The sequence below is a fragment of the Bacillus sp. SW14 genome (genome assembly GCF_047608225.1).
In the GTDB taxonomy this organism is placed as follows: domain Bacteria; phylum Bacillota; class Bacilli; order Bacillales; family Bacillaceae; genus Bacillus; species Bacillus subtilis_G.
Genome location: NZ_JBLKRW010000001.1, coordinates 2,549,333 through 2,575,388, shown reverse-complemented (window position 1 = coordinate 2,575,388; position 26,056 = coordinate 2,549,333). Strand labels below are relative to the sequence as shown.

Here is a 26,056-nt window from a genome sequence, read left to right as displayed (position 1 = left end):
GCCCCTAAAAAGGCCTTTTTCTATTATTATCTTCTCACTTGATAGGCGAAATGATAAAGGCTGTTATCAGTGGATACCAGTCTCGAATCTCCTGAATAAACTCTAAAAGGGATGATGTCATAGTAATGAACGGAAACAGATGTGTAATACGTATAGTACCCAGCAGCTGGTCCCAAATACATTGGAACCTCAAACGTTCCGTTTTCATCGGTTGTTCCTGAAGCTGTTTTTGTTGTATTTCCGACTTTCGTATCTGCTTCAAATCTTACTGGAGCGTTTGGCACTGGCTGTCCGTTTTGGTCGAGCAATTTGCCGCTTATGGTGATGTTGTACTTCACTCGCCAAAATTGACCCTGACCGTAATTGATTTTACCGTAAACCCCTCCATCCGTGCTGATATTTGTGATTGTAGCCTTATAAGGCGCCTCAGCAGCATCTGCTTGCTGTGCCGGGACAATGATTGTAAACACAGCTGCCAAGCACAGCATAAACAATAAACCGATTTTTTTCATGAAAAATCCTCCTTTTAAATAGGGTTCATATACAATATCGGAATAAATTGGGTGATATTTAGTGTATTTTGGAAAAAATAATCATTGCTATGACAAGATAAAAACTTGACAGTCTCCGTAAAACCGTGTAAACTAAGTTATCGTAAAGGGATTTGACTTAACAAAGGGGAGAGCTCAAATGTCACTCGAAAAGACAACGAGAATGAATTATCTGTTTGATTTTTATCAGTCGTTGTTGACGTCAAAACAGAAGAGCTATATGTCGCTTTATTATTTGGACGATTTCTCCCTAGGCGAAATAGCCGAAGAATATGAGGTTTCAAGACAAGCTGTTTATGATAACATCAAACGAACAGAAGCGATGCTTGAACAATATGAAGAAAAGCTGCTCCTTTTGAAAAAGTTTCAGGAGCGTAAAGAGATGTTTAATAAGCTGAAGGAGCTTGCTTCCGGTTCAAAAGAAGAGGAAGAACTTACAGCTCTGATTGAAGCGCTTGAGAAATTAGATTAGGAGGCGGCAAACTATGGCATTTGAAGGATTAGCCGACCGACTGCAGCAGACGATTTCCAAAATCCGCGGAAAAGGGAAAGTCAGTGAACAAGATGTAAAAGATATGATGCGTGAGGTTCGTCTTGCGCTGCTTGAGGCTGACGTTAACTTTAAAGTAGTCAAGGATTTTGTCAAGAAAGTAAGTGAACGCGCTGTAGGCCAAGACGTCATGAAAAGTCTGACGCCCGGCCAGCAGGTCATTAAAGTTGTTAAAGAGGAACTGACTGAGCTGATGGGCGGCGAAGAGAGCAAAATCGCCACCGCGAAAAGGCCGCCGACTGTTATTATGATGGTCGGTCTCCAGGGTGCCGGTAAAACGACAACAAGCGGTAAGCTTGCGAATCTGCTGCGCAAAAAGCATAATCGCAAACCGATGCTGGTTGCTGCCGATATTTACCGCCCAGCCGCCATTAAACAGCTGGAAACGCTTGGCAAACAGCTTGACATGCCTGTTTTCTCACTTGGTGATCAGGTCAGTCCTGTAGAAATAGCTAAACAGGCTATTGAAAAAGCCAAGGAAGAACATTATGACTATGTCATTTTGGATACGGCAGGCCGCTTGCATATTGACCATGAATTGATGGATGAACTGACCAGCGTGAAGGAAATCGCGAATCCGGAAGAAATCTTCCTGGTTGTCGATTCAATGACCGGTCAGGACGCTGTAAATGTAGCCCAAAGCTTTAATGAACAGCTCGGTTTAACCGGTGTTGTGCTGACTAAGCTTGATGGAGACACACGCGGAGGTGCTGCGCTTTCTATTCGCGCGGTCACAAACACGCCGATTAAGTTCGCCGGTTTAGGCGAAAAGCTTGATGCGTTAGAATCGTTCCATCCTGAACGCATGGCATCAAGGATTCTCGGCATGGGCGACGTGCTGACATTGATTGAAAAAGCACAGGCCAGCGTCGATGAAGATAAAGCCAAAGAGCTGGAACAAAAAATGAGAACAATGAGCTTCACATTGGACGATTTTCTGGAGCAGCTCGGGCAGGTCAGAAACATGGGGCCGCTTGATGAGCTTCTGCAAATGATGCCGGGTGCAGGTAAAATGAAAGGCCTGAAAAACATCCAAGTTGATGAAAAACAGCTGAATCATGTGGAAGCAATCATTAAATCAATGACTGTTCGTGAAAAAGAACAGCCGGATATCATCAATGCCAGCCGGCGGAAGCGGATTGCGAAAGGAAGCGGGACATCCGTGCAGGAAGTCAACCGTCTGCTTAAGCAGTTTGACGAAATGAAAAAAATGATGAAGCAGATGACAAACATGTCAAAAGGCAAGAAAAAAGGGTTTAAGCTACCTTTTATGTAATCGGTTATACATGATAAAACCGTTGTTAAGAAAAAACACTTTACAAACACTTTTATCATTGTTAATATACTATCTTGTTGAAATATTTTCGGAGGTGCTAGTAAAATGGCAGTAAAAATTCGTTTAAAACGTATGGGATCAAAAAGATCTCCTTTCTATCGTATTGTTGTAGCAGATTCTCGTTCACCGCGTGACGGCCGTTTCATCGAAACAGTCGGAACTTACAACCCGGTTGTAAAACCAGCAGAAGTGAAAATTGATGAAGAGCTTGCTCTTAAATGGCTTCAAACTGGAGCTAAACCTTCTGACACAGTTCGTAACTTGTTCTCTAACCAAGGAATCATGGAAAAATTCCACAACGCTAAACAAGGCAAGTAATGACTGATCAACACTTGGAAGATTTGATTGTCAAAATTGTGACGCCGCTTGTTGATCATCCAGATGACATTCGCATCACAAGAGAAGAAACCGATCAAAAGATTGCGCTGCGCTTATCTGTCCATAAGTCAGATACCGGTAAAGTTATCGGAAAGCAAGGCCGGACTGCAAAAGCGATTCGAACAGCTGTATTTGCAGCTGGCGCACAGTCTTCTAAGAAAGTTCAATTTGAGATATTTGACTAAAAGGGAGAGGGCCGGCACCTCCCCTTTTTTTACACGCAAAAAAAGGGTAAACTGATAGAAGCTTAGGTGAAATTGAAAACCTGAGCGACAAAAAGTTTTAAAAGCGGGGAGCTTGGTGCGATGCAAATTATTCACCGTGTAGCCGTTATGCAAGTCTTAACCGAGCGCAGCAAGGAAAAGCTTTTAGCTTCTTTTGCCGAAAAGAAAGAAATGCTTGAACGAGAATGCAGCCAGCTCTATTTTCAGCTTAGAAAACATGAGAAAGAACAGCAAAATACAGATATGATTGAACAATTTAAAAAGGCAATAGAAAAGCGAAAAGATAACATAAAAATAATCGATTTTCAAATTGCTCAAGTACATACATTGCCGCTTGGCAGTGAGATGAAAGAAAAGGAAGTCGATGCGCTGCTGACAATTGAAGCCGGGGATAACTGGCATGAGAAAACAGCGGCAAACACCATCGTCATAAAAGACGGACAAGTAATTGAAATTCGCCAGAGGTGATGATATGACAAAGCGATGGTTTAACGTAGGTAAGATCGTAAATACCCACGGAATTAAAGGCGAAGTGCGGGTGATTTCGAAAACAGATTTTGCCGAAGAACGGTACAAGCCGGGCAACACGCTGTATCTGTTTATAGACGGACGTAACGAGCCCGTGGAAGTAACGGTGAACACGCACAGACTGCATAAACAATTTCATTTGCTGCAGTTTAAAGAAAGACAAAGCATGAATGAAGTGGAAGAACTGAAAAACGCGATCATTAAAGTTCCTGAAGAAGATTTAGGAGAGCTGAATGCGGGAGAATTTTATTTCCACGAAATCATTGGGTGTGAAGTATTTACCGAAGACGGCCAACTAATCGGAAAGGTTAAAGAAATCTTGACGCCTGGAGCTAATGACGTATGGGTCATCGGGAGAAAAGGGAAAAAAGACGCGCTGATTCCTTACATTGAATCAGTGGTCAAACATATCGATGTCAGCGAAAAGAAAATTGAGGTTGAACTCATGGAAGGATTAATAGACGAATGAAAATCGACTTTTTGACGCTGTTTCCCGAAATGTTTGAAGGCGTGCTCGGTTCATCGATTCTTCAAAAAGCGCAGGATAAAGAAGCGGTGCAGTTTCAAGTCGTAAATTTCCGGGAGTATTCTGATAACAAGCATAATACTGTTGATGATTATCCTTATGGCGGCGGGGCAGGCATGGTTCTCAAGCCTCAGCCTGTTTTTGACGCGGTCGAGGGCCTGACATCAAAGGCAGCCGCTGCTCCGCGTATTATTCTCGTCTGCCCGCAAGGTGAACGCTTTACCCAAAAAAAAGCTGAACAATTAGCGAAGGAAGACCATTTGCTGTTCATTTGCGGCCACTATGAAGGCTACGATGAACGCATTCGCGAGCATCTGGTGACGGATGAAATATCCATTGGCGATTTTGTTCTGACCGGCGGTGAGCTCCCTGCAATGATGATTGCCGACAGTGTGGTTAGACTGCTTCCGGGTGTGCTGGGCAAAGAGGCTTCCCATATTGAAGATTCATTCAGCACCGGCCTCTTAGAGCACCCGCATTATACAAGACCGGCGGATTACAAAGGTTTAAAAGTGCCTGAAACGCTTCTATCAGGAAACCATGCGAAAATCAACGAATGGCGGAATAAAGAATCGATCAGAAGAACCTATGTAAGACGTCCGGATCTTCTGAAAGACTATCCGCTTACAGAGCAGCAAAGAAAATGGATTTCTGAATGGGAAAAAGAATAGATCTTATTGCATAGACTATGAAATTGTGATAAGATACTACTTGTGGCTTAAGCGGGCTTATCCGCTTTAAGCTTGAAAACGATGTTCCGCTGTGCCGGGTTTTGTGGCCAAGAGCATCTGTTGGAAGGAGTTGAAAACGATGCAAAAACTAATTGAAGATATCACAAAAGAACAACTTCGTACTGATCTTCCTGCGTTCCGTCCTGGTGACACTTTACGTGTACACGTTAAAGTTGTTGAGGGTAACCGTGAGCGTATTCAGATCTTTGAAGGTGTTGTGATCAAGCGTCGTGGTGGTGGAATCAGCGAAACGTTCACAGTTCGTAAGATTTCTTACGGTGTTGGCGTTGAACGTACTTTCCCTGTACACACACCAAAAATCGCGAAAATCGAAGTTGTACGTTACGGTAAAGTACGCCGTGCTAAGCTTTACTACCTGCGTGAACTTCGCGGAAAAGCGGCTCGTATTAAAGAGATCAGACGATAATGATAACGAACGAAAAGAGCTTGTTACCTGTAACAAGCTCTTTTTTTATACACAATTTGAAAATGCCGGACAGGCATCGTAAAATACATAAAGGACAACAAAGAATCTTGCATACTGAAGAGATAAAGGCGGTGTTCGTGTCACATGACAATTCAATGGTTCCCGGGCCATATGGCAAAGGCAAGAAGGGAAGTAACCGAAAAATTAAAATTAATCGATATTGTATATGAATTGGTAGATGCCAGAATTCCTATGTCATCAAGAAACCCAATGATTGAGGACATTCTAAAAAATAAGCCGAGAATTATGCTGTTAAACAAGGCTGACAAAGCAGATGCGGCAGTTACGCAGCAATGGAAACAGCACTTTGAGAATCAGGGGATTCGCTCTCTGTCCATTAATTCGGTAAACGGACAAGGCTTAAATCAAATTGTGCCTGCGTCAAAAGAGATCCTCCAAGAAAAATTTGACCGGATGAGGGCGAAGGGCGTGAAGCCTAGAGCAATTCGCGCTTTGATTATCGGCATTCCAAACGTCGGAAAATCAACACTTATCAACCGGCTGGCAAAGAAAAACATAGCAAAAACGGGAGACAGACCTGGTATTACGACATCTCAGCAGTGGGTCAAAGTCGGGAAAGAATTAGAGCTCTTAGATACACCGGGGATTTTATGGCCTAAATTTGAAGACGAGCTTGTCGGCTTGAGGCTGGCAATCACCGGGGCTATTAAAGACACAATTCTCAATCTGCAGGACGTGGCCGTGTTTGGTCTTCGTTTTCTCGAAGAACATTATCCTGAACGGCTTAAAGAGCGTTACAGCCTTGATGAGATCCCAGAGGACATTGCAGAGCTGTTTGATGCAATAGGTGAAAAGCGCGGCTGTCTCATGAGCGGAGGGCTTATTAACTACGATAAAACGACTGAAGTCATCATTCGCGATATCCGCACTGAAAAGTTCGGCAGGCTGTCATTTGAACAGCCCGCTAAGTAAAGGCGCGCAGAAATGCGGGTCTTTATTTTTTCCTGACCGATCCGATACATACAGTAAGGGAGAAGAGAAAGTGAATACATTAACCGTAAAGGACATTAAAGACCGTTTGCAGGAAGTGAAGGATGGACAAGACCCATTTCTTGCCCAATGCGTAAACGATCCGAGAAAGAGCGTTCAAACGCTTGTAGAGCAATGGCTTAAAAAGCAGGCGAAAGAAAAAGCGCTGAAAGAACAATGGCTGAATATGACTTCCTATGAAAGGCTGGCAAGAAACAAAGGATTTCGCTTGATCGCAGGTGTTGACGAGGTCGGCCGGGGGCCATTGGCAGGACCTGTTGTCGCCAGCGCAGTCATTCTTCCGGAGGAATGTGAAATACTTGGGCTGACAGACTCCAAAAAACTTTCAGAAAAAAAGCGTGATGAATATTACGAACTTATTATGAAAGAAGCACTGGCGGTCGGAATAGGAATTGTAGAAGCCTCTGTGATTGATGAAATCAATATATATGAGGCTTCAAAGATGGCAATGGTGAAAGCGATACAGGATTTGCCAGATACACCTGATTATTTGCTTGTTGACGCAATGACACTGCCGCTCGACACGGCTCAGTCCTCAATTATAAAAGGTGATGCCAAAAGCGTGTCTATTGCGGCAGGTGCGTGTATCGCGAAAGTAACAAGAGACCGGATGATGAGCGCCTATGCCGAAACCTGCCCCATGTATGGCTTTGAAAAAAATAAAGGCTATGGGACAAAAGAGCATCTTGAAGCTCTCGCTGCATACGGCCCAACTGAATTGCACCGCAAAACTTTCGCTCCTGTTCAATCTATCAGTTAAATCAATGGACAAGGAGGCACCTCTTGTAAATGAATATACGAAATGATGTGCAAAAGGCGCTGCAGCACCTTTTTAAAAATACAGTAATCCCGAAGGAATCAGCAAATGTCAGCGAAGCGCAAAACGGGGAGAAGCGTCTTCTTTTAGGAAAAGTGCTTCGTTTATTAGGAGATCAGCATGCGCTGATCCAAGTCGGCAATCAAACTGTCCAGGGAAAACTTGAAACCCAGCTTCGTCCTCAGGCGTACTATTGGTTTTCCTACGAAAAAAAAACGGCAGAACAAACAGGCCGCCTTCAGGTCGTTCAAAGCTTTAACCAAAATCCCAAAACCATTCAGGAAGCAGCCGGAAAGCTTCTGAATGCCATATCAGTAAAGCCGTCAAACGCTGCTCTAATGATGACAGGAGCAATGCTCAAGAGCAAAACACCCGTAACAGAAAATGATATCAAAACAGCTGTCCGCTGGATGGATGAGCTGCCTGCGTCAGACACAAAAAAAGCGATTGAAACGGTTCTGTTCGCTTTAAAGCGTGAATTACCCATTCACCCCGAGGTTTTGAGCGGTGTTCATGCAGTAAAATCGCCTGTTCCGCTGCATCAGCACGTATCCCAGCTGCTTCAGGCTATTAACCAAAACCCTCAGCAGAGCCAAATGATGACAAAGCTCAAAGAAGCAATTACAACACTTTTTAATAGTGAAATCGATGTTCATGCAGAACGTCTGATCGATAAGCTTGTCTCTATAACGTACAATACCAAAGCGCCTTCTTCAGGCAATACAGCCGGAAATAGAGAGCTTAGCGCACCATCCGGCTCTCTCGAAAAGGCCAGTTTGCCGCCTGTAAACCACGCAGCGGAACAGAGAGGCGTACAAGGAGAGCCAGCTAAAACCGCAGCAGACATTCCAATCAAAGAAGCCCGGCAGTTACTGACAAAGCTGACGGAATCTGCTGAAAAAAACAGTCTTCAAATTGTGAAAGAAGCAGCAAATTGGATGAAAGCGACTGCTTCATCGGGTGACAGTAAGTCACCTGCCGCTTCAGCTGTTTTACAGGCTGCACAAGTCACAGATCAGGAAGCCGAAGTCTTTTTAAAGGCTGTTCAGCATACAGCGCCTAGTTTAGCTGATAAGGCAGATGTTCTTTCTTTCTTAACCAAAGTGAAGATGGCAATCGGCGCAAGGGACGAGCTTGCATTCATTAAAGCGTTTGAACAAGGAAGCGCGGTCACCCCTGATGAAATACAATCCATGAAGTTGGCTCTTCAGGCCGCAAGAGGGTCGCATGAGGTAGCCGAACCTGTCAAACGGGAAGCCGATCAGCTTTTTCACAAATTAAACGGCCAGCTTTTCATGCAGCAGGACCATCCGTCATACAGCCAAATAGTGATGTCATTTCCGCTGTTCTCGAAGTCAGGGGTTCAGGACATGACCGTTCTGTTTAAAGGAAAGAAAGAAGCGGATGGAAAGCTGGATCCCTCCCATTGCCGTCTTTTGTTTTTGCTGCAGTTGGACACGTTAAAAGAAACAGTCGTTGATTGCTTGATACAGCAAAAAGTCATGACCATTACAATTGAGACTGATTTCGATCTTCAGGCTGCGATCGATCCGATGGTGCCTGCACTTAAACAGGGTCTTATGGAAATGGGGTACAGTCTTTCAGGTGTAAACGCTAAAAAAAGGATTCACACCGAAGAGAAGGCTGCAATTGATCAATATGTAACTAGCATCAGTGATCAGGAAGTGGATGTGAAAATATGAAAGAGCAGATGCCGGTCAGAAAAGCTATGGCTCTCCATTATGATGAACGAAAAGACAGGGCGCCGAGAGTGGTTGCGACAGGAAAGGGCCATGTAGCCGACAACATTATCAAAGAAGCGAAAAATGCAGGGGTCCCGATTCAAGAAGATCGGACCCTTGTCGAATTAATGCGCCATTTGACTGTGGATGATCAAATCCCGGAAGCTCTTTATGAAACGGTAGCCGAGATTTTTTCGTTCATTTACAGATTGGACGAAAGCGTAAAAAACAAAAAATAACGATAATATTCCCCATCCTCTGTTTGAAATTTATGTTTTTAATAAAATAAAAGTTTGAATGTTAAGAAGGATTTAAAGATTTTGCATCGAACTCTAGACAATTCTTCCAGTATTATTATAGAATGAAAGCGCAGTCTATTTTAGTTTTGTTACATAAGTTAGGAGGATGGGAAATGAATATCCATGAGTACCAGGGAAAAGAAGTCCTCAGAAAATATGGGGTATCTGTTCCTGAAGGTAAAGTGGCTTTTACAGCAGATGAAGCAGTTGAGAAAGCAAAGAACTTATCCAGCTCGGTTTATGTCGTAAAGGCTCAAATTCATGCTGGCGGTCGAGGCAAAGCTGGTGGGGTAAAAATAGCAAAATCATTAGACGAAGTTAAAGCGTATGCCGAAGAGCTCTTAGGGAAGACCCTAGTTACACATCAGACGGGTCCGGACGGCCAAGTAATAAAACGCTTACTTATTGAAGAAGGCTGCGATATCAAAAAAGAATACTACGTGGGTCTTGTGCTTGACCGCGCCACTTCCAGAATCGTTCTGATGGCTTCCGAAGAAGGCGGAACAGAAATTGAAGAAGTTGCGGAAAAAACACCGGAAAAAATCAAAAAAGCTGTAATTGATCCGGCTGTCGGCCTCCAAGGCTATCAAGCCAGAGAAATTGCATTCGCTATTAATATTCCAAAAGAGCTCGTGGGGAAAGCTGCCAAATTTATGCTTGGACTATATAAAGCGTTTGTTGAGAAAGACTGCTCTATCGCTGAAATCAACCCGCTCGTTGTCACCGGCGACGGAAGTGTGATGGCGCTTGATGCGAAATTGAATTTCGACAGCAACGCGTTGTATAGACAAAAAGACATTATGGAATACAGAGACTTGGATGAAGAAGATCCGAAAGAAATCGAAGCGTCCAAATACGATTTAAGCTACATTTCCCTTGATGGAAATATCGGCTGTATGGTAAACGGCGCGGGACTTGCAATGTCCACAATGGATATTATCAAGCATTACGGAGGAGAACCGGCCAACTTCCTTGATGTGGGCGGCGGTGCAACCGCAGAAAAAGTCACGGAAGCATTCAAAATCATTCTTTCTGATCAAAACGTTAAAGGGATTTTTGTCAACATTTTCGGCGGCATTATGAAATGTGATGTCATCGCAGAAGGGGTTGTTGAAGCGACTAAACAAGTCGGTTTGACATTGCCGCTTGTCGTCCGTCTAGAAGGCACAAACGTGGATCTAGGGAAGAAAATCCTTAGTGAATCAGGGTTAAATATTACATCTGCGGAATCAATGGCTGACGGCGCGCAGAAAATCGTATCCTTAGTTTAAGAAAGAATGAAAGGCAGGGGACCAGATAATGAGTGTTTTTATTAATAAAGATACAAGAGTTATTGTGCAAGGGATTACAGGTTCTACCGCTTTATTTCATACGAAACAGATGCTCGAATACGGCACAAATATCGTAGGCGGTGTAACACCTGGAAAAGGCGGAACTGAAGCGGAAGGGGTTCCTGTATTTAATACAGTGGCTGACGCAGTTCAAACGACCGGCGCTAACGCGTCTGTTATATATGTGCCGGCACCGTTTGCAGCTGATGCGATTATGGAAGCGGTAGATGCGGAGCTTGATCTCGTGATCTGCATCACTGAACATATTCCGGTTTTGGATATGGTAAAGGTAAAACGCTTTATGGAAGGCAAGAAAACGAGACTGATAGGGCCGAACTGTCCTGGTGTCATCACGCCTGAAGAATGCAAAATCGGCATTATGCCTGGATATATCCATAAAAAGGGTCATGTAGGCGTTGTATCGCGCTCAGGAACATTAACATACGAAGCGGTGCACCAGCTGTCAGAAGCCGGTGTAGGACAATCTACAGCTGTTGGAATCGGCGGCGACCCTGTAAATGGAACAAACTTTATTGACGTTTTAAAAGCGTTTAACGAAGATCCTGACACACATGCTGTCATTATGATTGGCGAAATCGGCGGTACTGCCGAAGAGGAAGCGGCAGAGTGGGTAAAAGCCAACATGACAAAACCGGTAGTCGGTTTTATCGGCGGTAAAACAGCACCTCCAGGGAAGCGCATGGGACATGCCGGCGCCATTATTTCCGGCGGAAAAGGTACAGCTGATGAAAAAATCAAAACCCTTAATGCATGCGGAATCAAAGTTGCAGACACACCTTCTGTAATGGGCGAAACGTTAATTAAGGTGCTGAAAGAGAAGAACTTGTTCGAAACTTGCAAAACGCATTAATAAAGAAGGGACAGCCGTCAAGGCTGTTCTATCTTTTTCTGTCAAAAGGAGGTCAATATATTGGATCAGCCCGCTGCCTGTTTAATGATTTGCAGAATCAATCAATTATTATCCCCATCCCTTCTATTAAAATGGTGGAAAGCCGATCCATCTATGTCGCTGACATCACCCTTGTTAGAAACTGTTACTCGCGGTAAAAGAGAAGCTGCTGCATTAAAAAACAAAATAGAAAAACATTATCCAAAGCTTCAGCGTGTACTTGCTGCTTACCATGAGCAAGGCATTATCCCCATCCCGATTTCTTCTAAGCAATATCCTTTCTGGCTGCAAACCATTTATGATCCCCCCGCCGTCCTGTTTGCAAAGGGTGATATGGCTCTTCTTTCCGAAGGGAGGAAAATTGGAATTGTAGGTACAAGAAATCCAACAGCTTATGGGATGCATGTTGTCAATCACCTTACTAAAGAGCTTTGCCGCAAAGAGTGGGTGATTGTCAGCGGACTTGCGTCTGGGATAGACGGAATGTCCCACGCGGCAAGTATTAAGGCGAAGGGGCGGACAATCGGCGTCATTGCAGGGGGATTTCATCACATTTATCCCCGGGAAAACCTTCAGTTAGCAAATCACATGGCAAAACACCATATCCTTCTGTCAGAGCATCCACCTGAAACTAAACCCCAAAAATGGCATTTCCCTATGAGAAACCGTATCATCAGCGGATTAAGTGAAGGCATTATTGTTGTGCAGGGCAAAGAAAAAAGCGGTTCGCTGATTACTGCATATCAAGCACTGGAACAAGGGAGAGAAGTTTTTGCCGTACCCGGTTCATTATTTGATCCTTACGCCGGAGGTCCTATAAAACTGATTCAGCAGGGGGCTAAAGCCATATGGTCAGCAGAGGATGTTTTCGAGGAGCTTCCTGAAAGAAACGTTCAATATACGGAACCCTTTTGAATTATCGTTTGACAAACGGCATTGTAATATTTAATAATAGTGAGGATTTAAAGTTGCATATTGTTTTCTATTTAAATAATGACGTTCATCATAAAGAATGAAATGTTGAAAGCCAAATAAAGACAGCAGCAAAAATAAAATTGAAATACTTGAAAAGAGAGAGAACACCTCTTGAGGGGGATGAAAATGTCTGATTATCTAGTCATCGTGGAATCGCCTGCTAAGGCGAAAACGATTGAACGTTACTTAGGTAAAAAATATAAAGTAAAAGCATCAATGGGACATGTCCGAGATCTTCCAAAAAGTCAAATGGGAGTTGACATAGAACAGAATTTCGAACCAAAATATATTACCATTCGAGGTAAAGGCCCGGTATTAAAAGAGTTGAAAACGGCTGCGAAAAAAGCTAAAAAAGTATATCTCGCAGCCGACCCCGACAGAGAAGGGGAAGCGATTGCATGGCACTTGGCACACAGCCTTGATTTAGATCTCAATTCAGACTGCCGTGTGGTGTTTAACGAAATTACAAAAGACGCCATTAAGGAATCGTTTAAACATCCCCGCATGATCAATATGGATTTAGTGGATGCACAGCAGGCGAGACGTATTTTAGACAGGCTTGTCGGATACAAAATCAGTCCTATCCTATGGAAAAAAGTCAAGAAAGGGCTTAGCGCAGGCCGCGTTCAATCCGTTGCCCTCCGTTTGATTACTGACCGTGAAAAAGAAATTAACGACTTTAAGCCGGAGGAATATTGGACCATTGACGGTACGTTCTTAAAAGGACAGGAAACGTTCGAAGGGAGCTTTTTCGGAAAAAACGGCAAAAAACTTCCTTTAAATAGTGAAGCCGACGTAAAAGACATTCTTTCTCAGCTTAAAGGCAATAAATATACAGTTGAAAAAGTAACGAAAAAGGAACGTAAACGTAATCCGGCCTTGCCTTTTACCACTTCCACACTCCAACAGGAAGCGGCACGCAAACTCAATTTCAGAGCGAAGAAAACGATGATGATTGCACAGCAATTATATGAAGGAATCGATCTTGGAAGAGAAGGAACTGTCGGTCTGATCACGTATATGAGAACGGATTCAACCCGTATTTCAAATACGGCGGTTGATGAAGCTGCTGCATTTATTGATCAGGCATACGGCAAAGAGTTCTTAGGCGGCAAACGAAAGCCTGCGAAAAAGAATGAAAGTGCCCAGGATGCCCACGAAGCCATCCGTCCGACATCAGTTCTCAGAAAACCTAGTGAATTAAAAGCAGTACTCGGCAGAGATCAGATGAGATTGTATAAATTAATTTGGGAGCGTTTTGTTGCCAGCCAAATGGCACCTGCAATTCTCGATACAATGAGTGTCGATCTGACAAACAATGGTTTGACATTTCGTGCAAATGGAAGTAAAGTCAAGTTTTCCGGGTTTATGAAGGTGTATGTTGAAGGAAAAGACGACCAAATGGAAGAAAAAAACCGGATGCTGCCTGACTTACAAGAAGGCGACACGGTATTATCAAAAGATATAGAACCGGAGCAGCATTTTACCCAGCCGCCTCCGCGATATACCGAGGCACGACTCGTTAAAACTCTTGAAGAACTCGGTATCGGCCGTCCTTCTACGTATGCTCCGACGCTTGATACCATTCAGCGGCGCGGCTATGTGTCTTTGGATAATAAACGTTTTATTCCGACTGAACTAGGGCAGATCGTTCTTGACTTGATTATGGAATTTTTCCCTGAAATCATTAACGTTGAGTTTACAGCGAAAATGGAAAAAGACCTTGATCATGTTGAAGAAGGCGATACCGAATGGGTTAAGATTATTGATAACTTCTACGCGGATTTTGAAAAACGCGTGAAAAAAGCTGAAGCGGAAATGAAAGAAGTTGAAATCGAGCCTGAATATGCAGGGGAAGATTGTGAATTGTGCAGTTCTCCAATGGTATATAAAATGGGCCGATACGGTAAATTCTTAGCTTGCTCCAACTTTCCGGATTGCCGGAACACAAAGCCGATTGTGAAACAAATCGGCGTAAAGTGCCCGAGCTGCGGTGAAGGAAATATTGTTGAACGAAAATCGAAAAAGAAACGGGTTTTTTACGGCTGTGACCGTTATCCGGACTGTGAATTCGTTTCCTGGGACAAACCAATTGAACGAAAATGCCCGAAATGCGGAAAAATGCTCGTCGAGAAAAAACTCAAAAAAGGCATACAAGTCCAATGCGTGGAATGCGATTATAAGGAAGAACCACAGAAGTAGCGGTGAGCAGGGTCTTGCTCACCTTCTTTGTGTGTTAAAAGAAGGCCTTGAATAATAAACTAGGAGATGTGAAAGATGAACCAACAAACAGTGAATGTAATCGGAGCCGGACTCGCAGGAAGTGAAGCGGCATGGCAGCTTGCCAAACGGGGAATTCAAGTCAAATTATATGAAATGCGTCCTGTTAAACAAACGCCTGCGCACCATACAGATAAATTTGCCGAGCTTGTGTGCAGCAACTCTTTGCGCTCCAACACACTTGCTAATGCGGTCGGTGTATTAAAGGAAGAAATGCGGGCACTAGATTCAGCCATCATCGCGGCCGCTGACGAATGTTCGGTGCCTGCCGGCGGTGCTCTCGCGGTAGACCGTCATGAATTTGCCGCAAGCGTGACAAATCGGGTAAAAAACCATCCAAACGTAACCGTTATGAATGAAGAAGTGACGGAAATTCCAGAAGGTCCTACCGTTATCGCAACGGGACCGTTAACGTCTGAATCGCTGTCAGCCCAGCTGAAGGAGCTGACTGGAGAAGACTATTTATATTTTTATGACGCAGCGGCGCCAATTGTAGAAAAAGACAGCCTTGATATGGATAAAGTGTACTTGAAATCCCGTTATGATAAAGGTGAAGCGGCGTATTTGAACTGCCCGATGACAGAAGAAGAGTTTGACCGTTTTCATGAAGCATTAACATCAGCAGAAACAGTCCCTTTAAAAGAGTTTGAAAAAGAGATTTTCTTTGAAGGCTGCATGCCGATTGAAGTCATGGCAAAACGGGGAAAGAAAACAATGCTTTTCGGACCGATGAAGCCGGTTGGATTAGAGCATCCTGAGACAGGAAAACGTCCTTATGCTGTCGTCCAGCTCAGACAGGATGATGCTGCGGGAACACTCTATAATATTGTAGGATTCCAGACTCATTTAAAATGGGGAGACCAAAAAGAAGTTCTCAAATTGATTCCGGGGTTAGAAAATGTAGAAATCGTCAGATACGGCGTAATGCACAGAAACACATTCATTAACTCTCCAAGCCTGTTAAAGCCGACTTATCAATTTAAAAACCGCAGTGATTTGTTCTTTGCAGGCCAAATGACGGGAGTAGAAGGATACGTGGAATCAGCTGCATCAGGACTCATAGCAGGCATTAACGCGGCTAAACTTGTACTAGGAGAAGAGCTTGTCACTTTCCCTCAGGAAACAGCGATAGGCAGTATGGCTCACTATATTACAACAACAAACCAGAAGAACTTCCAGCCGATGAATGCAAACTTTGGGCTTTTAAAAGAATTGCCTGTTAAAATTAAAAATAAAAAAGAGCGGAATGAACAATACGCGAACCGCGCGATTGAGACAATTCAAACAATTTTGAAAACAATATAGGTATTGATTGCAACCTGAACGCGATTTGTGATACCATTTAAAAGCCCTTTCTGGGGAGGTTTAGGTATGGATAATGTTAAGAATTTCGTAAAGTTATTCGTAGAATATTTACAAATTGAAAAAAATTATTCACAATATACTATTGTGAATTATGTGGATTCAATTGAAGAATTCGAGACTTTTCTGCGCGTTCAAGGTATAAATGGATTTGAAGAAACTGCATATCAGGATACTAGGATTTTTTTGACGGAAGCCTATGAAAAAGGTTTATCGAGAAGAACGATAAGCAAAAAAATATCTGCATTAAGAAGCTTTTATAAGTTTCTGATGCGGGAAAAGCTTGTTGAAGAAAATCCGTTTCAGCTTGTTCATCTGCCGAAACAAGAAAAACGGATACCGAAGTTTCTATATCAAAAAGAGCTTGAGGAGCTGTTTGAAGTTTCAGATATAAGCCAGCCGGCCGGAATGAGGGATCAAGCGCTGTTAGAGCTTCTCTATGCCACCGGAATGAGGGTCAGTGAATGCTGTTCCATAACTGTTAACGATGTTGATTTATTTATGGACACTGTCCTTGTTCACGGCAAAGGCAAGAAGCAGCGCTATATCCCCTTTGGATCTTACGCCCGCGAAGCGTTGAAGGTATATATGAATAGCGGAAGACAGTGCTTGCTGATGAAAGCAAAAGAACCTCATGATCTATTATTCGTGAATCAAAGAGGCGGACCGCTTACAGCCCGAGGCATCAGACATATTTTAAGCGGGCTTGTTCAAAAAGCGTCCGGCACTTTACATATCCATCCGCATATGCTTCGACATACGTTCGCCACTCATCTGTTAAACGAAGGAGCAGATTTGAGAAGTGTTCAAGAATTGCTCGGACATTCCAATCTGTCTTCGACACAGATATATACGCACGTTTCGAAGGAAATGTTGAGAAACACATATATGTCTCACCATCCAAGAGCTTTTAAGAAAAATTAAAGGAGGCCCTTTATGTCATCTTTTCATGCGACCACAATATTTGCCGTGCAGCATAAGGGACGAAGTGCTATGTCCGGAGACGGCCAAGTGACATTTGGTCAGGCTGTTGTCATGAAACACACTGCACGAAAAGTGAGAAAACTGTTTAATGGTAAGGTTCTTGCTGGGTTTGCGGGATCTGTTGCAGACGCTTTTACTTTATTCGAAAAGTTTGAAGCTAAGCTTGAAGAGTACAACGGCAACCTAAAACGAGCCGCTGTTGAGCTTGCTAAAGAATGGCGCAGCGATAAAGTGCTTAGAAAGCTTGAAGCCATGTTAATCGTTATGAATCAGGATACTTTGCTTCTCGTATCGGGAACAGGCGAGGTAATCGAACCAGATGACGGCATTCTCGCGATTGGATCAGGAGGCAATTACGCTTTGGCGGCCGGAAGAGCTTTGAAAAAACATGCCGGTGAAAGCATGTCTGCAAGTGAGATTGCTAGAGCCGCGTTAGAAACAGCGGGCGAAATTTGTGTTTACACGAACGATCAAATCATACTGGAAGAACTTGAATAGAAAGGACTTGAGGCGCATGGAAAAAAAACCATTAACACCAAGACAGATTGTAGATCGGTTAGACCAATATATTGTCGGTCAGCAAAACGCGAAAAAAGCTGTCGCCGTGGCATTAAGAAACCGCTATAGAAGAAGTCTTCTAGATGAAAAACTGAAGGATGAGGTCGTTCCGAAAAACATTTTAATGATGGGGCCTACCGGCGTTGGGAAAACTGAAATTGCCAGACGAATCGCCAAGCTCTCAGGTGCGCCATTTATCAAAATTGAAGCAACAAAATTTACTGAAGTCGGCTACGTAGGCAGAGATGTTGAATCAATGGTTAGAGACCTTGTGGAGACTTCTGTTCGGCTTATAAAAGAAGAGAAAATCAATGAAGTAAAAGAGCAGGCTGAAGAAAATGCAAATAAACGTATTGTTCATCTGTTAGTTCCTGGGAAGAAAAAACAATCAGGCGTTAAAAATCCTTTTGAAATGTTGTTTGGCGGCAGCCAGCCGAGTGGCGAAGATGAGGCGGAGAGCCAGGAAGAAGCAAACATTGAAGAAAAAAGGAAACGAATGGAGCATCAGCTGGCTTTAGGAGAGCTCGAAGACCACTATGTAACAGTAGAAGTCGAAGAGCAGCAGCCTTCTATGTTCGACATGCTGCAGGGCTCTGGTATGGAGCAGATGGGCATGAATATGCAGGACGCACTGAGTGGATTAATGCCAAAGAAAAAGAAACGGCGTAAAATGACAGTCAGAGAAGCCAGAAAAGTTCTGACGAATGAAGAAGCAAGTAAACTCATCGATATGGATGAAGTCGGCCAGGAAGCTGTTCAGAGAGCAGAAGAGAACGGAATTATCTTTATCGACGAGATTGATAAAATTGCAAAAAACGGCGGCGCGTCATCCTCTGCCGATGTATCAAGAGAAGGCGTTCAGCGGGATATCCTCCCAATCGTTGAGGGTTCAACCGTTGTCACTAAATATGGTTCGGTAAAAACAGACCATGTGTTATTTATTGCGGCAGGAGCGTTTCATATGGCCAAACCATCTGATTTGATTCCTGAACTGCAGGGGCGTTTCCCGATTCGTGTAGAACTGAGCAAACTCACGGTAGACGACTTCGTGAGAATTTTGGTTGAGCCGGATAATGCGCTGCTGAAACAATATCAGGCATTATTGCAGACGGAAGGTATATCTCTTGAATTTTCTGACGAAGCTATTCGTAAGATTGCAGAAGTTGCTTATCATGTGAACCAGGACACAGATAATATCGGTGCGAGACGCCTTCATACAATACTTGAACGTCTATTAGAAGATCTATCGTTTGAAGCTCCTGATGTCACAATGGAGAAAATAACGATTACACCACAGTATGTCGAAGAAAAGCTAGGAACGATAGCCAAAAATAAAGATTTAAGTCAATTTATATTGTGAAAAATTTAATATGAGGAATATTTAGGAGGATTATTTATCATGGCTTTATTACAAAAAACAAGAATTATTAACTCCATGCTGCAAGCTGCGGCAGGGAAACCGGTGAACTTCAAGGAAATGGCGGAGACGCTGCGGGACGTAATTGATTCCAATATTTTCGTTGTAAGCCGCAGAGGCAAACTCCTTGGATATTCTATTAACCAGCAAATTGAAAATGACCGCATGAAAAAAATGCTTGAGGATCGTCAATTCCCTGAAGAATATACGAAAAATCTGTTTAACGTTCCTGAAACATCTTCTAACTTGGATATTAACAGTGAATATACTGCTTTTCCTGTTGAGAACAGAGACCTGTTCCAAGCTGGGTTAACAACAATTGTACCAATCATCGGAGGCGGAGAAAGATTAGGGACACTCATTCTTTCACGTTTACAGGATCAATTTCATGACGATGATTTAATTCTCGCTGAATACGGTGCTACAGTTGTCGGAATGGAAATCTTGCGAGAAAAAGCAGAAGAAATCGAAGAGGAAGCAAGAAGTAAAGCTGTCGTACAAATGGCTATCAGCTCGCTTTCTTACAGTGAGCTTGAAGCAATTGAGCACATTTTTGAAGAGCTTGACGGAAACGAAGGCCTTCTCGTTGCAAGTAAAATCGCAGACCGCGTCGGCATTACCCGATCTGTTATTGTGAACGCACTCAGAAAGCTGGAAAGCGCTGGTGTCATCGAGTCAAGATCATTAGGAATGAAAGGTACTTATATCAAAGTGCTTAACAACAAATTCCTAATTGAATTAGAAAATCTCAAATCTCATTAATCACCGAAAGAACCCCATTTTTAAGGGGTTCTTTTTTATGCTCAAATAAAGGAAATTGATAAGCTTTATTTCCTGGGTTGAAAGTCTTTCTTTGTAATATTTTTAATAAATCTTATATTTTTCATTAAAAAGACTTAAAAATACCGAAAAAAATGTCGAAAAAACAGAAATTCCGCTATTTTCAGGCTTATATCAAGGTGGAAAACATAGTTCAAATAATCTAGGACTATATACCTAGTTGTAAAATAGATAATTGTGAGGACATTTTTTTACACGAACTTCATAGACTTTATGCCTGTTATTTCTTACAATAAGCATATAGTTTTACAATTCTCGACAAGGATATTGAGGGTGAAAAAAACTGAAATGGAGGTAAGTGGATTTGAGCTTATTTTCTGGAACGATACAAAATCTTGAAAATGCCTTGGGCAGAGCGAATATTAAGCAAAAAGTCATAACTAATAATATCGCCAATATAGATACACCGAACTATAAGGCGAAAAAAGTCTCTTTCCAAAATTTATTAAATCAAGAATCCTCGCGTCTCGAAGCGACAAAAACTGACTATCGTCATGTTGATTTTTCTGATACTGATTCGAATTATTCAATTGTAACGAGTGCGAATACATCGTATCAGCAAAACGGAAACAATGTTGACGTCGACAAAGAGATGACAGAATTGGCGCAAAATCAAATCAACTATCAAGCTTTAGTTGAGAGAATGAACGGTAAATTTAATTCGCTGAAAACCGTATTAACAGGAGGGAAATAATGACAGCTTTTCATAGCTTAAATGTTTCAGCATCAGCTTTAACAGCTCAGCGTGTCAGAATGGACGTTGTATCGTCTAACTTGGCTAATATGGATACGACTAGAGCTAAGCAGGTGGACGGAGAGTGGGTGCCTTACAGAAGAAAAATGGTTTCTCTTCAGTCAAAAGGTGAATCGTTCTCTTCAATTCTCAATTCTAAAATGAGCGGAAGCGGCAATGCTGGAAACGGTGTAAAGGTTTCTAAAATCGCGGAAGATGATTCAGATTTTAATCTTGTCTATGATCCGGCAAACCCAGATGCAAACGCTGAAGGATATGTACAAAAGCCTAATGTTGACCCGTTGAAAGAAATGGTTGACCTTGTCAGCAGCACAAGATCATACGAGGCGAATGTCACAGCAATGAATGCCACAAAGGGAATGCTGATGAAGGCGTTAGAAATCGGAAGGTAAGGTGAACGAATGTGATTAATGCAATTTCTCCTTTTCAGGTTCAAAATACTCAAAACACTCAAAATGCAACAAATCAAGTAAACAATAGCCAAAAAACAGATTCTTCAAATCAAACAAGCTTTTCGGAGCTTTTAAAAAACTCTATTAGTTCGTTAAATGAGTCCCAAGTAGCTTCTGACAACATGACTAATGCCTTGGCTGCAGGAAAAGATGTAAATCTTGATGAGGTCATGATCGCCGCTCAAAAAGCAAGCGTCTCTCTAACTGCTGCAACAGAGTTCCGCAATAAAGCTGTGGAAGCCTATCAGGAGATCATGAGAATGCAAATGTAGAGGGTCTTACGATTAAGAGAAAGAGTGGAATGACCGGGGGTTAACATGAATCGTACTCTAATGCAAATGAAAAACAAAACGAGTGAGTTTTGGAAAAACAGATCTAAATTACAAAAAATTTTAATGATTAGTGCTTTAGCGGCAATTATTATTATTGGAATTATTATCAGTGTTTTTGCTTCCAGTTCAAAAATGGCGCCGCTGTACAAAGATCTATCTGCTGAAGAAGCAGGGCACATCAAAGAAGAACTTGATGCGAAAAAAGTGCCAAACGAACTTTCAAACGGCGGAACAGTGATAAGTGTTCCGGAGGATCAGGTTGATTCTTTGAAAGTGCAGCTGGCTGCAGAAGGACTTCCTAAAACCGGATCAATTGATTATTCATTTTTTGGGCAGAATGCCGGCTTTGGTTTGACAGACAATGAGTTTGATATGGTCAAAGTGAAAGCAACACAGACAGAACTGTCAAATTTGATTAATGAAATGGACGGTATTAAAAATTCCAAAGTAATGATTAACCTCCCGAAAGACGCTGTGTTTGTCGGTGAGGAGCAATCTGCAGCATCCGCATCAATCGTCCTGCAGGTACAACCGGGCTATACACTTGATCAAAGCCAGGTCAACGGACTGTATCATCTGGTATCGAAAAGTGTGCCGAACCTAAAAGAAGATAACATTGTCATCATGGACCAAAATTCTACATACTACGACAAATCAAACAGCGATGCAGGGTCCTACGCGGATAGTTATTCTTCACAGCAGGGAATTAAATCTCAAGTCGAAAAAGACATTCAAAAGCATGTTCAGTCACTGCTCGGTACGATGATGGGACAAGATAAAGTCGTTGTTTCCGTTACAGCAGACATTGATTTCACAAAAGAAAATCGCACAGAAGACATTGTCGAACCTGTAGATAAAGAAAACATGGCAGGCATTGCGGTCAGCGCGGAAAAGGTAGCTGAAACATATGAGGGTGACGGTGCAGCCAATGGCGGAATCGCCGGAACAGGCGACGATGATGTAACAAATTACGAAGCTGACGGGGAAAATACCGAAGGCGGAGGTTATGAAAAAAGCAGCGAAAAAATCAACTATGAGGTTAACCGGATCCATAAAGAAATCGCAGAGAGCCCTTATAAAGTCAGAGATTTGGGAATCCAAGTGATGGTGGAGCCGCCGGACGCAAAAAATATCGAGTCGCTTTCAGCTGAAAGACAAGAAGATATTCAAAAAATACTTTCAACTGTAGTCAGAACTTCTATTGATAAGGATGCACAAGACCAGGAGCTTACCGACGAGGACATCAATAATAAAATTGTCTTATCCGTCCAGCCTTTTGATGGCAAAGTAAATATGGACGCTGATACAGAAGAAGCCTTAGGGGTGCCGATTTGGGTTTATATTGCAGGAGGTATTTTGATTGCTGCCATCATCATTCTCATTATTATGCTGGTTAGAAAGAAACGGACGCAAGAGGATGAATTTGAGGAATATGAGTATGAGGTTCCTCAAGAACCGATCAATCTGCCTGATATCAACGAAGAGGAAAATGAAACAGCGGAAACAGTCAGACGAAAACAGCTTGAAAAGATGGCGAAAGACAAGCCAGAAGATTTTGCAAAACTGCTGAGAAGCTGGCTGGCCGAGGATTAGGAGGAATTAGAAATGGCGAGACGTGATCAAGATAAGCTTACAGGAAAACAAAAAGCAGCCATTCTCATGATTTCCTTGGGGTTAGATGTGTCAGCTTCTGTATATAAGCACTTAACCGATGAAGAAATTGAAAGGCTTACCATGGAGATATCAGGGGTTCGAAGTGTCGATCATCAAAAAAAGGATGAAATTATAGAAGAATTTCATAATATAGCCATTGCGCAAGATTATATTTCTCAAGGCGGCCTAAGCTATGCGAGACAAGTTCTTGAGAAGGCGCTTGGAGAGAATAAGGCGGAAAACATTCTAAACAGGCTGACTTCTTCTTTGCAGGTTAAACCATTTGATTTTGCCAGAAAAGCGGAGCCTGAACAAATTTTAAATTTTATACAGCAAGAGCATCCTCAGACGATGGCTTTAATTTTGTCTTATTTAGACCCTGTTCAATCCGGGCAAATTTTATCCGAGCTGAATCCCGAAGTACAGGCTGAGGTCGCCAGAAGAATCGCAGTTATGGACAGAACGTCACCTGAAATTATTAATGAGGTAGAACGGATTCTGGAACAAAAATTATCTTCTGCATTTACTCAGGATTATACACAAACAGGCGGAATTGAAGCCGTTGTGGAAGTGTTAAATGGGGTAGACAGAGGAACAGAGAAGACGATCTTGGATTCATTGGAAATTCAGGATCCCGATCTTGCTGAAGAAATTAAAAAGCGGATGTTTGTCTTCGAAGATATTGTTACACTTGATAACCGTGCAATTCAGAGGGTCATCCGCGATGTTGAAAACGACGATCTGCTCCTTTCATTAAAGGTTGCAAGCGAAGAAGTCAAAGAAATTGTATTCAACAATATGTCACAGCGTATGGTTGAAACCTTCAAAGAAGAAATGGAATTTATGGGACCTGTACGTTTGAAAGATGTAGAAGAAGCTCAGTCTAGAATTGTAAGCATCGTCAGAAAGCTTGAAGAAGCCGGTGAAATTGTGATAGCAAGAGGCGGAGGGGACGATATTATTGTCTAATATCATTAAACAAGAATCATCTTTTTCTCCACAAAAGGATAAAAGAAAACTCTCTATACAAGAGGTGCACATTGATCATTCTCACCTTTTGCAGGCTGAAGAGAACCCAGAAGCGCTTATGGCGCGGGTGAAAGAGGAAGCTGACCGGATTTCTGAGCAGGCCAACAGCCATATAGAAAATATTCGCCGTCAAATTGAACAGGAAAAAAATGATTGGGCGGCTGAAAAACAGAAACTGATCGAGGAAGCAAAAGCCGAGGGCTTTGAACAAGGTATGGCATTGGGCAGAACTGAAGCGCTTGAACAGTATGCCGAGCTGATCGGCCAAGCGAACAGCATAACTGAAATGTCCAGAAAAGCTGTTGAGGATAAGATTGAAGACGCTTCAGAAGAAATCGTCGAGCTTGCCGTTGCACTAGCTGGAAAAGTGTGGCGGCAAAAATCTGATGATAAAGAGGCATTTCTCCTGCTTGTGAAACAGGTCGTAAACGAAGTAAGGGAATATGACGATATATCAATATATGTGGATCCGTATTACTATGAGACTGTTTTTCAGCAAAAAGATGAAATCATGCAGCTTCTTTATAAAGAATGCCGGCTTGGCATATATGCTGATGAAAAAGCTCAAAAAGGATCATGTTATATAGAAACTCCTTTTGGCAGAGTAGATGCGAGCGTTGACACTCAATTGATGCAATTGAAAGATAAACTTCTGACAGCGCTGGAAGCGGGTGCAGCTGAATGAAGACACAGAGTCTGATAGATTGTATTGAAATGACGGACTCGTATAAACGGTATGGAAAAGTCAAACGGGTGATCGGCCTGATGATTGAATCAAAAGGGCCTGCAAGCTCAATTGGAGACGTGTGCCTGATTTACGCAAAAGGGCAATCAGGTACAGTCATTAAAGCTGAGGTTGTCGGCTTCCAGGAAGAGAATATTTTGCTTATGCCTTATTTAGAGGCTGCAAGCATTGCGCCCGGCAGTATTGTAGAAGCCACTGGTGAATCTCTTCGGGTTAAAGTCGGAGCCGGACTGATCGGACAAGTCATCGATGCTTTTGGCGAGCCGCTTGATGGAAAACTTCTGCCGAAAGGGCTTTCGCCTGTATCGACAGAGCAATCACCGCCCAATCCGATGAAACGGCCGCCTATTCGAGAAAAGATGGGTGTCGGAGTCAGGTCGATTGACAGCTTGCTGACAGTCGGTAAAGGCCAGCGAATTGGTATTTTTGCAGGAAGCGGTGTCGGAAAAAGCACATTAATGGGGATGATCGCCAAGCAGACAGAGGCTGACTTAAATGTCATTGCACTTGTCGGAGAACGCGGGCGAGAGGTTCGGGAATTTATTGAAAAAGATCTTGGGAAAGAGGGGCTGAAACGATCGATTGTAGTCGTTGCCACCTCAGATCAGCCGGCATTAATGAGATTAAAAGCGGCATATACAGCAACGGCAATTGCCGAGTATTTCCGTGATAAAGGCCAAAATGTCATGTTTATGATGGATTCAGTCACAAGGGTGGCAATGGCCCAGCGTGAGATTGGACTGGCTGCCGGCGAGCCGCCGACAACAAAGGGTTATACACCTTCCGTGTTCGCTATTTTACCACGTTTATTAGAACGAACCGGTGCAAATGAGCACGGAACCATTACGGCGTTTTACACAGTATTGGTAGATGGTGATGACATGAATGAGCCGATTGCTGACACTGTTCGCGGGATTTTAGACGGACATATTGTGTTGGACAGGGCGCTTGCCAATAAAGGCCAGTTTCCTGCAGTTAATGTACTAAAAAGCATCAGCAGGGTGATGTCTAACATATCGACTAGGCAACACCTGAGTGCAGCTAATAAATTCCGTGAGCTTTTATCGACTTATCAAAATTCGGAAGATCTCATTAATATCGGAGCTTACAAAAGAGGATCATCTAGAGAAATCGATGAAGCAATACAATTTTATCCGCAGCTTATTCAATTTTTAAAACAGGGAACAGACGAATCGGCATTATTGGAAGAGAGCATTGCTGCATTAACTAGTTTGACAGGAAATGAGGAATAAA

The 26,056-nt window shown here is 42.8% G+C and carries 29 protein-coding genes; 28 read left to right on the top strand and 1 reads right to left on the bottom strand.

From position 1 onward, the window contains the following. Positions 1-26 precede the first annotated feature (26 nt). Entirely contained in the window at positions 27-512 is a 486-nt protein-coding gene (locus ACMX2I_RS13250; protein ID WP_253269087.1) for an Ig-like domain-containing protein, read from the bottom strand. A 178-nt stretch (positions 513-690) separates the two neighbouring features. Here ACMX2I_RS13250 and ACMX2I_RS13245 point away from each other — a divergent pair, with 178 nt between their 5' ends. The 28 genes from ACMX2I_RS13245 (at position 691) to fliI (ending at position 26,055) form a co-directional block, all read left to right on the top strand. Continuing rightward, complete coding sequence (locus tag ACMX2I_RS13245) at positions 691-1,023, top strand: putative DNA-binding protein (protein WP_087992077.1); 333 nt, start codon at positions 691-693, stop codon at positions 1,021-1,023. Positions 1,024-1,036: 13 nt separating this feature from the next. After that, positions 1,037-2,377: a signal recognition particle protein gene (gene ffh, locus ACMX2I_RS13240; RefSeq protein WP_087992076.1), complete on the top strand. Its 1,341-nt coding sequence runs from the start codon at positions 1,037-1,039 to the stop codon at positions 2,375-2,377. Between the two features lie 105 nt (positions 2,378-2,482). Further along, positions 2,483-2,755, top strand: coding sequence for a 30S ribosomal protein S16 (gene rpsP, locus ACMX2I_RS13235; RefSeq protein ID WP_010788590.1), 273 nt, complete (start codon positions 2,483-2,485; stop codon positions 2,753-2,755). After that, entirely contained in the window at positions 2,755-3,000 is a 246-nt protein-coding gene (locus tag ACMX2I_RS13230) for a KH domain-containing protein (protein WP_087992075.1), read from the top strand. Before rpsP ends, ACMX2I_RS13230 begins: the two co-directional genes overlap by 1 nt. A gap of 120 nt (positions 3,001-3,120) precedes the next feature. Further along, positions 3,121-3,507: a YlqD family protein gene (locus ACMX2I_RS13225; RefSeq protein WP_394714900.1), complete on the top strand. Its 387-nt coding sequence runs from the start codon at positions 3,121-3,123 to the stop codon at positions 3,505-3,507. Positions 3,508-3,511: 4 nt separating this feature from the next. After that, the gene (gene rimM, locus ACMX2I_RS13220) at positions 3,512-4,036 is read left to right on the top strand and encodes a ribosome maturation factor RimM (protein ID WP_087992073.1); all 525 of its coding nucleotides are present in this window, start codon (positions 3,512-3,514) and stop codon (positions 4,034-4,036) included. Next, positions 4,033-4,764 (top strand): tRNA (guanosine(37)-N1)-methyltransferase TrmD, encoded by a 732-nt coding sequence (trmD, locus tag ACMX2I_RS13215; protein WP_087992072.1) that lies wholly within the window; start codon positions 4,033-4,035, stop codon positions 4,762-4,764. Before rimM ends, trmD begins: the two co-directional genes overlap by 4 nt. A 139-nt stretch (positions 4,765-4,903) precedes the next feature. Continuing rightward, on the top strand, positions 4,904-5,251 hold the full coding sequence (rplS, locus tag ACMX2I_RS13210) for a 50S ribosomal protein L19 (protein ID WP_003220825.1): 348 nt from the start codon (positions 4,904-4,906) through the stop codon (positions 5,249-5,251). Positions 5,252-5,395: 144 nt separating this feature from the next. Then, on the top strand, positions 5,396-6,244 hold the full coding sequence (ylqF, locus tag ACMX2I_RS13205; protein WP_148961838.1) for a ribosome biogenesis GTPase YlqF: 849 nt from the start codon (positions 5,396-5,398) through the stop codon (positions 6,242-6,244). Positions 6,245-6,314: 70 nt separating this feature from the next. Beyond that, positions 6,315-7,082: a ribonuclease HII gene (gene rnhB, locus ACMX2I_RS13200; protein ID WP_414957177.1), complete on the top strand. Its 768-nt coding sequence runs from the start codon at positions 6,315-6,317 to the stop codon at positions 7,080-7,082. A 29-nt stretch (positions 7,083-7,111) separates the two neighbouring features. Next, positions 7,112-8,842 (top strand): hypothetical protein, encoded by a 1,731-nt coding sequence (locus tag ACMX2I_RS13195; protein ID WP_414957176.1) that lies wholly within the window; start codon positions 7,112-7,114, stop codon positions 8,840-8,842. Then, positions 8,839-9,120 carry a FlhB-like flagellar biosynthesis protein gene (locus ACMX2I_RS13190; protein ID WP_414957175.1) on the top strand — a complete coding sequence of 94 codons (282 nt, stop codon included), beginning with the start codon at positions 8,839-8,841 and terminating at the stop codon, positions 9,118-9,120. Before ACMX2I_RS13195 ends, ACMX2I_RS13190 begins: the two co-directional genes overlap by 4 nt. A 173-nt stretch (positions 9,121-9,293) precedes the next feature. Next, positions 9,294-10,451 carry an ADP-forming succinate--CoA ligase subunit beta gene (gene sucC, locus ACMX2I_RS13185; RefSeq protein ID WP_148961835.1) on the top strand — a complete coding sequence of 386 codons (1,158 nt, stop codon included), beginning with the start codon at positions 9,294-9,296 and terminating at the stop codon, positions 10,449-10,451. A gap of 28 nt (positions 10,452-10,479) precedes the next feature. Beyond that, complete coding sequence (sucD, locus tag ACMX2I_RS13180; protein ID WP_253269091.1) at positions 10,480-11,382, top strand: succinate--CoA ligase subunit alpha; 903 nt, start codon at positions 10,480-10,482, stop codon at positions 11,380-11,382. A gap of 60 nt (positions 11,383-11,442) precedes the next feature. Next, complete coding sequence (dprA, locus tag ACMX2I_RS13175; protein ID WP_202327680.1) at positions 11,443-12,336, top strand: DNA-processing protein DprA; 894 nt, start codon at positions 11,443-11,445, stop codon at positions 12,334-12,336. A 186-nt stretch (positions 12,337-12,522) separates the two neighbouring features. After that, positions 12,523-14,598: a type I DNA topoisomerase gene (gene topA, locus ACMX2I_RS13170; protein ID WP_289347209.1), complete on the top strand. Its 2,076-nt coding sequence runs from the start codon at positions 12,523-12,525 to the stop codon at positions 14,596-14,598. Between the two features lie 75 nt (positions 14,599-14,673). Next, a complete protein-coding gene (gene trmFO / locus ACMX2I_RS13165; RefSeq protein WP_087992064.1) occupies positions 14,674-15,981 on the top strand; it encodes an FADH(2)-oxidizing methylenetetrahydrofolate--tRNA-(uracil(54)-C(5))-methyltransferase TrmFO in 1,308 nt (435 codons plus the stop codon). A 66-nt stretch (positions 15,982-16,047) separates the two neighbouring features. After that, the gene (gene xerC / locus ACMX2I_RS13160) at positions 16,048-16,962 is read left to right on the top strand and encodes a tyrosine recombinase XerC (protein ID WP_289347213.1); all 915 of its coding nucleotides are present in this window, start codon (positions 16,048-16,050) and stop codon (positions 16,960-16,962) included. 12 nt (positions 16,963-16,974) lie between these two features. Further along, positions 16,975-17,520: an ATP-dependent protease subunit ClpQ gene (gene clpQ, locus ACMX2I_RS13155; protein WP_003238555.1), complete on the top strand. Its 546-nt coding sequence runs from the start codon at positions 16,975-16,977 to the stop codon at positions 17,518-17,520. Positions 17,521-17,536: 16 nt separating this feature from the next. Continuing rightward, entirely contained in the window at positions 17,537-18,940 is a 1,404-nt protein-coding gene (gene hslU / locus ACMX2I_RS13150; RefSeq protein ID WP_087992062.1) for an HslU--HslV peptidase ATPase subunit, read from the top strand. A 39-nt stretch (positions 18,941-18,979) separates the two neighbouring features. Beyond that, positions 18,980-19,759, top strand: coding sequence for a GTP-sensing pleiotropic transcriptional regulator CodY (codY, locus tag ACMX2I_RS13145; RefSeq protein ID WP_003238551.1), 780 nt, complete (start codon positions 18,980-18,982; stop codon positions 19,757-19,759). Positions 19,760-20,141: 382 nt separating this feature from the next. Then, on the top strand, positions 20,142-20,531 hold the full coding sequence (gene flgB, locus ACMX2I_RS13140; protein WP_087991586.1) for a flagellar basal body rod protein FlgB: 390 nt from the start codon (positions 20,142-20,144) through the stop codon (positions 20,529-20,531). Then, the gene (gene flgC / locus ACMX2I_RS13135; protein WP_289347220.1) at positions 20,531-20,983 is read left to right on the top strand and encodes a flagellar basal body rod protein FlgC; all 453 of its coding nucleotides are present in this window, start codon (positions 20,531-20,533) and stop codon (positions 20,981-20,983) included. The genes flgB and flgC overlap by 1 nt, the downstream gene beginning before the upstream one ends. Positions 20,984-20,994: 11 nt before the next feature. Then, positions 20,995-21,315 (top strand): flagellar hook-basal body complex protein FliE, encoded by a 321-nt coding sequence (fliE, locus tag ACMX2I_RS13130; RefSeq protein WP_087991588.1) that lies wholly within the window; start codon positions 20,995-20,997, stop codon positions 21,313-21,315. A 45-nt stretch (positions 21,316-21,360) separates the two neighbouring features. Then, positions 21,361-22,968, top strand: coding sequence for a flagellar basal-body MS-ring/collar protein FliF (gene fliF / locus ACMX2I_RS13125; RefSeq protein ID WP_414957174.1), 1,608 nt, complete (start codon positions 21,361-21,363; stop codon positions 22,966-22,968). Positions 22,969-22,980: 12 nt separating this feature from the next. Then, on the top strand, positions 22,981-23,997 hold the full coding sequence (fliG, locus tag ACMX2I_RS13120; RefSeq protein ID WP_414957173.1) for a flagellar motor switch protein FliG: 1,017 nt from the start codon (positions 22,981-22,983) through the stop codon (positions 23,995-23,997). Continuing rightward, entirely contained in the window at positions 23,990-24,742 is a 753-nt protein-coding gene (fliH, locus tag ACMX2I_RS13115) for a flagellar assembly protein FliH (protein WP_367387397.1), read from the top strand. The genes fliG and fliH overlap by 8 nt, the downstream gene beginning before the upstream one ends. Next, on the top strand, positions 24,739-26,055 hold the full coding sequence (fliI, locus tag ACMX2I_RS13110) for a flagellar protein export ATPase FliI (protein ID WP_087991595.1): 1,317 nt from the start codon (positions 24,739-24,741) through the stop codon (positions 26,053-26,055). Before fliH ends, fliI begins: the two co-directional genes overlap by 4 nt. Position 26,056: the final 1 nt, after the last annotated feature.

Bases quoted from the DNA above. Each gene is read 5' to 3' on its own strand.
- codY (WP_003238551.1), top strand. From the start codon at position 18,980: ATGGCTTTATTACAAAAAACAAGAATTATTAACTCCATGCTGCAAGCT.
- ACMX2I_RS13195 (WP_414957176.1), top strand. From the start codon at position 7,112: ATGAATATACGAAATGATGTGCAAAAGGCGCTGCAGCACCTTTTTAAA.
- fliG (WP_414957173.1), top strand. From the start codon at position 22,981: ATGGCGAGACGTGATCAAGATAAGCTTACAGGAAAACAAAAAGCAGCC.
- hslU (WP_087992062.1), top strand. From the start codon at position 17,537: ATGGAAAAAAAACCATTAACACCAAGACAGATTGTAGATCGGTTAGAC.
- topA (WP_289347209.1), top strand. From the start codon at position 12,523: ATGTCTGATTATCTAGTCATCGTGGAATCGCCTGCTAAGGCGAAAACG.
- ACMX2I_RS13190 (WP_414957175.1), top strand. From the start codon at position 8,839: ATGAAAGAGCAGATGCCGGTCAGAAAAGCTATGGCTCTCCATTATGAT.
- fliI (WP_087991595.1), top strand. From the start codon at position 24,739: ATGAAGACACAGAGTCTGATAGATTGTATTGAAATGACGGACTCGTAT.
- sucC (WP_148961835.1), top strand. From the start codon at position 9,294: ATGAATATCCATGAGTACCAGGGAAAAGAAGTCCTCAGAAAATATGGG.
- ACMX2I_RS13250 (WP_253269087.1), bottom strand. From the start codon at position 512: ATGAAAAAAATCGGTTTATTGTTTATGCTGTGCTTGGCAGCTGTGTTT.
- ACMX2I_RS13230 (WP_087992075.1), top strand. From the start codon at position 2,755: ATGACTGATCAACACTTGGAAGATTTGATTGTCAAAATTGTGACGCCG.
- trmFO (WP_087992064.1), top strand. From the start codon at position 14,674: ATGAACCAACAAACAGTGAATGTAATCGGAGCCGGACTCGCAGGAAGT.
- sucD (WP_253269091.1), top strand. From the start codon at position 10,480: ATGAGTGTTTTTATTAATAAAGATACAAGAGTTATTGTGCAAGGGATT.
- rpsP (WP_010788590.1), top strand. From the start codon at position 2,483: ATGGCAGTAAAAATTCGTTTAAAACGTATGGGATCAAAAAGATCTCCT.
- clpQ (WP_003238555.1), top strand. From the start codon at position 16,975: ATGTCATCTTTTCATGCGACCACAATATTTGCCGTGCAGCATAAGGGA.
- ACMX2I_RS13245 (WP_087992077.1), top strand. From the start codon at position 691: ATGTCACTCGAAAAGACAACGAGAATGAATTATCTGTTTGATTTTTAT.
- ffh (WP_087992076.1), top strand. From the start codon at position 1,037: ATGGCATTTGAAGGATTAGCCGACCGACTGCAGCAGACGATTTCCAAA.
- ylqF (WP_148961838.1), top strand. From the start codon at position 5,396: ATGACAATTCAATGGTTCCCGGGCCATATGGCAAAGGCAAGAAGGGAA.
- rplS (WP_003220825.1), top strand. From the start codon at position 4,904: ATGCAAAAACTAATTGAAGATATCACAAAAGAACAACTTCGTACTGAT.
- flgC (WP_289347220.1), top strand. From the start codon at position 20,531: ATGACAGCTTTTCATAGCTTAAATGTTTCAGCATCAGCTTTAACAGCT.
- ACMX2I_RS13225 (WP_394714900.1), top strand. From the start codon at position 3,121: ATGCAAATTATTCACCGTGTAGCCGTTATGCAAGTCTTAACCGAGCGC.
- rimM (WP_087992073.1), top strand. From the start codon at position 3,512: ATGACAAAGCGATGGTTTAACGTAGGTAAGATCGTAAATACCCACGGA.
- fliF (WP_414957174.1), top strand. From the start codon at position 21,361: ATGAATCGTACTCTAATGCAAATGAAAAACAAAACGAGTGAGTTTTGG.
- xerC (WP_289347213.1), top strand. From the start codon at position 16,048: ATGGATAATGTTAAGAATTTCGTAAAGTTATTCGTAGAATATTTACAA.
- trmD (WP_087992072.1), top strand. From the start codon at position 4,033: ATGAAAATCGACTTTTTGACGCTGTTTCCCGAAATGTTTGAAGGCGTG.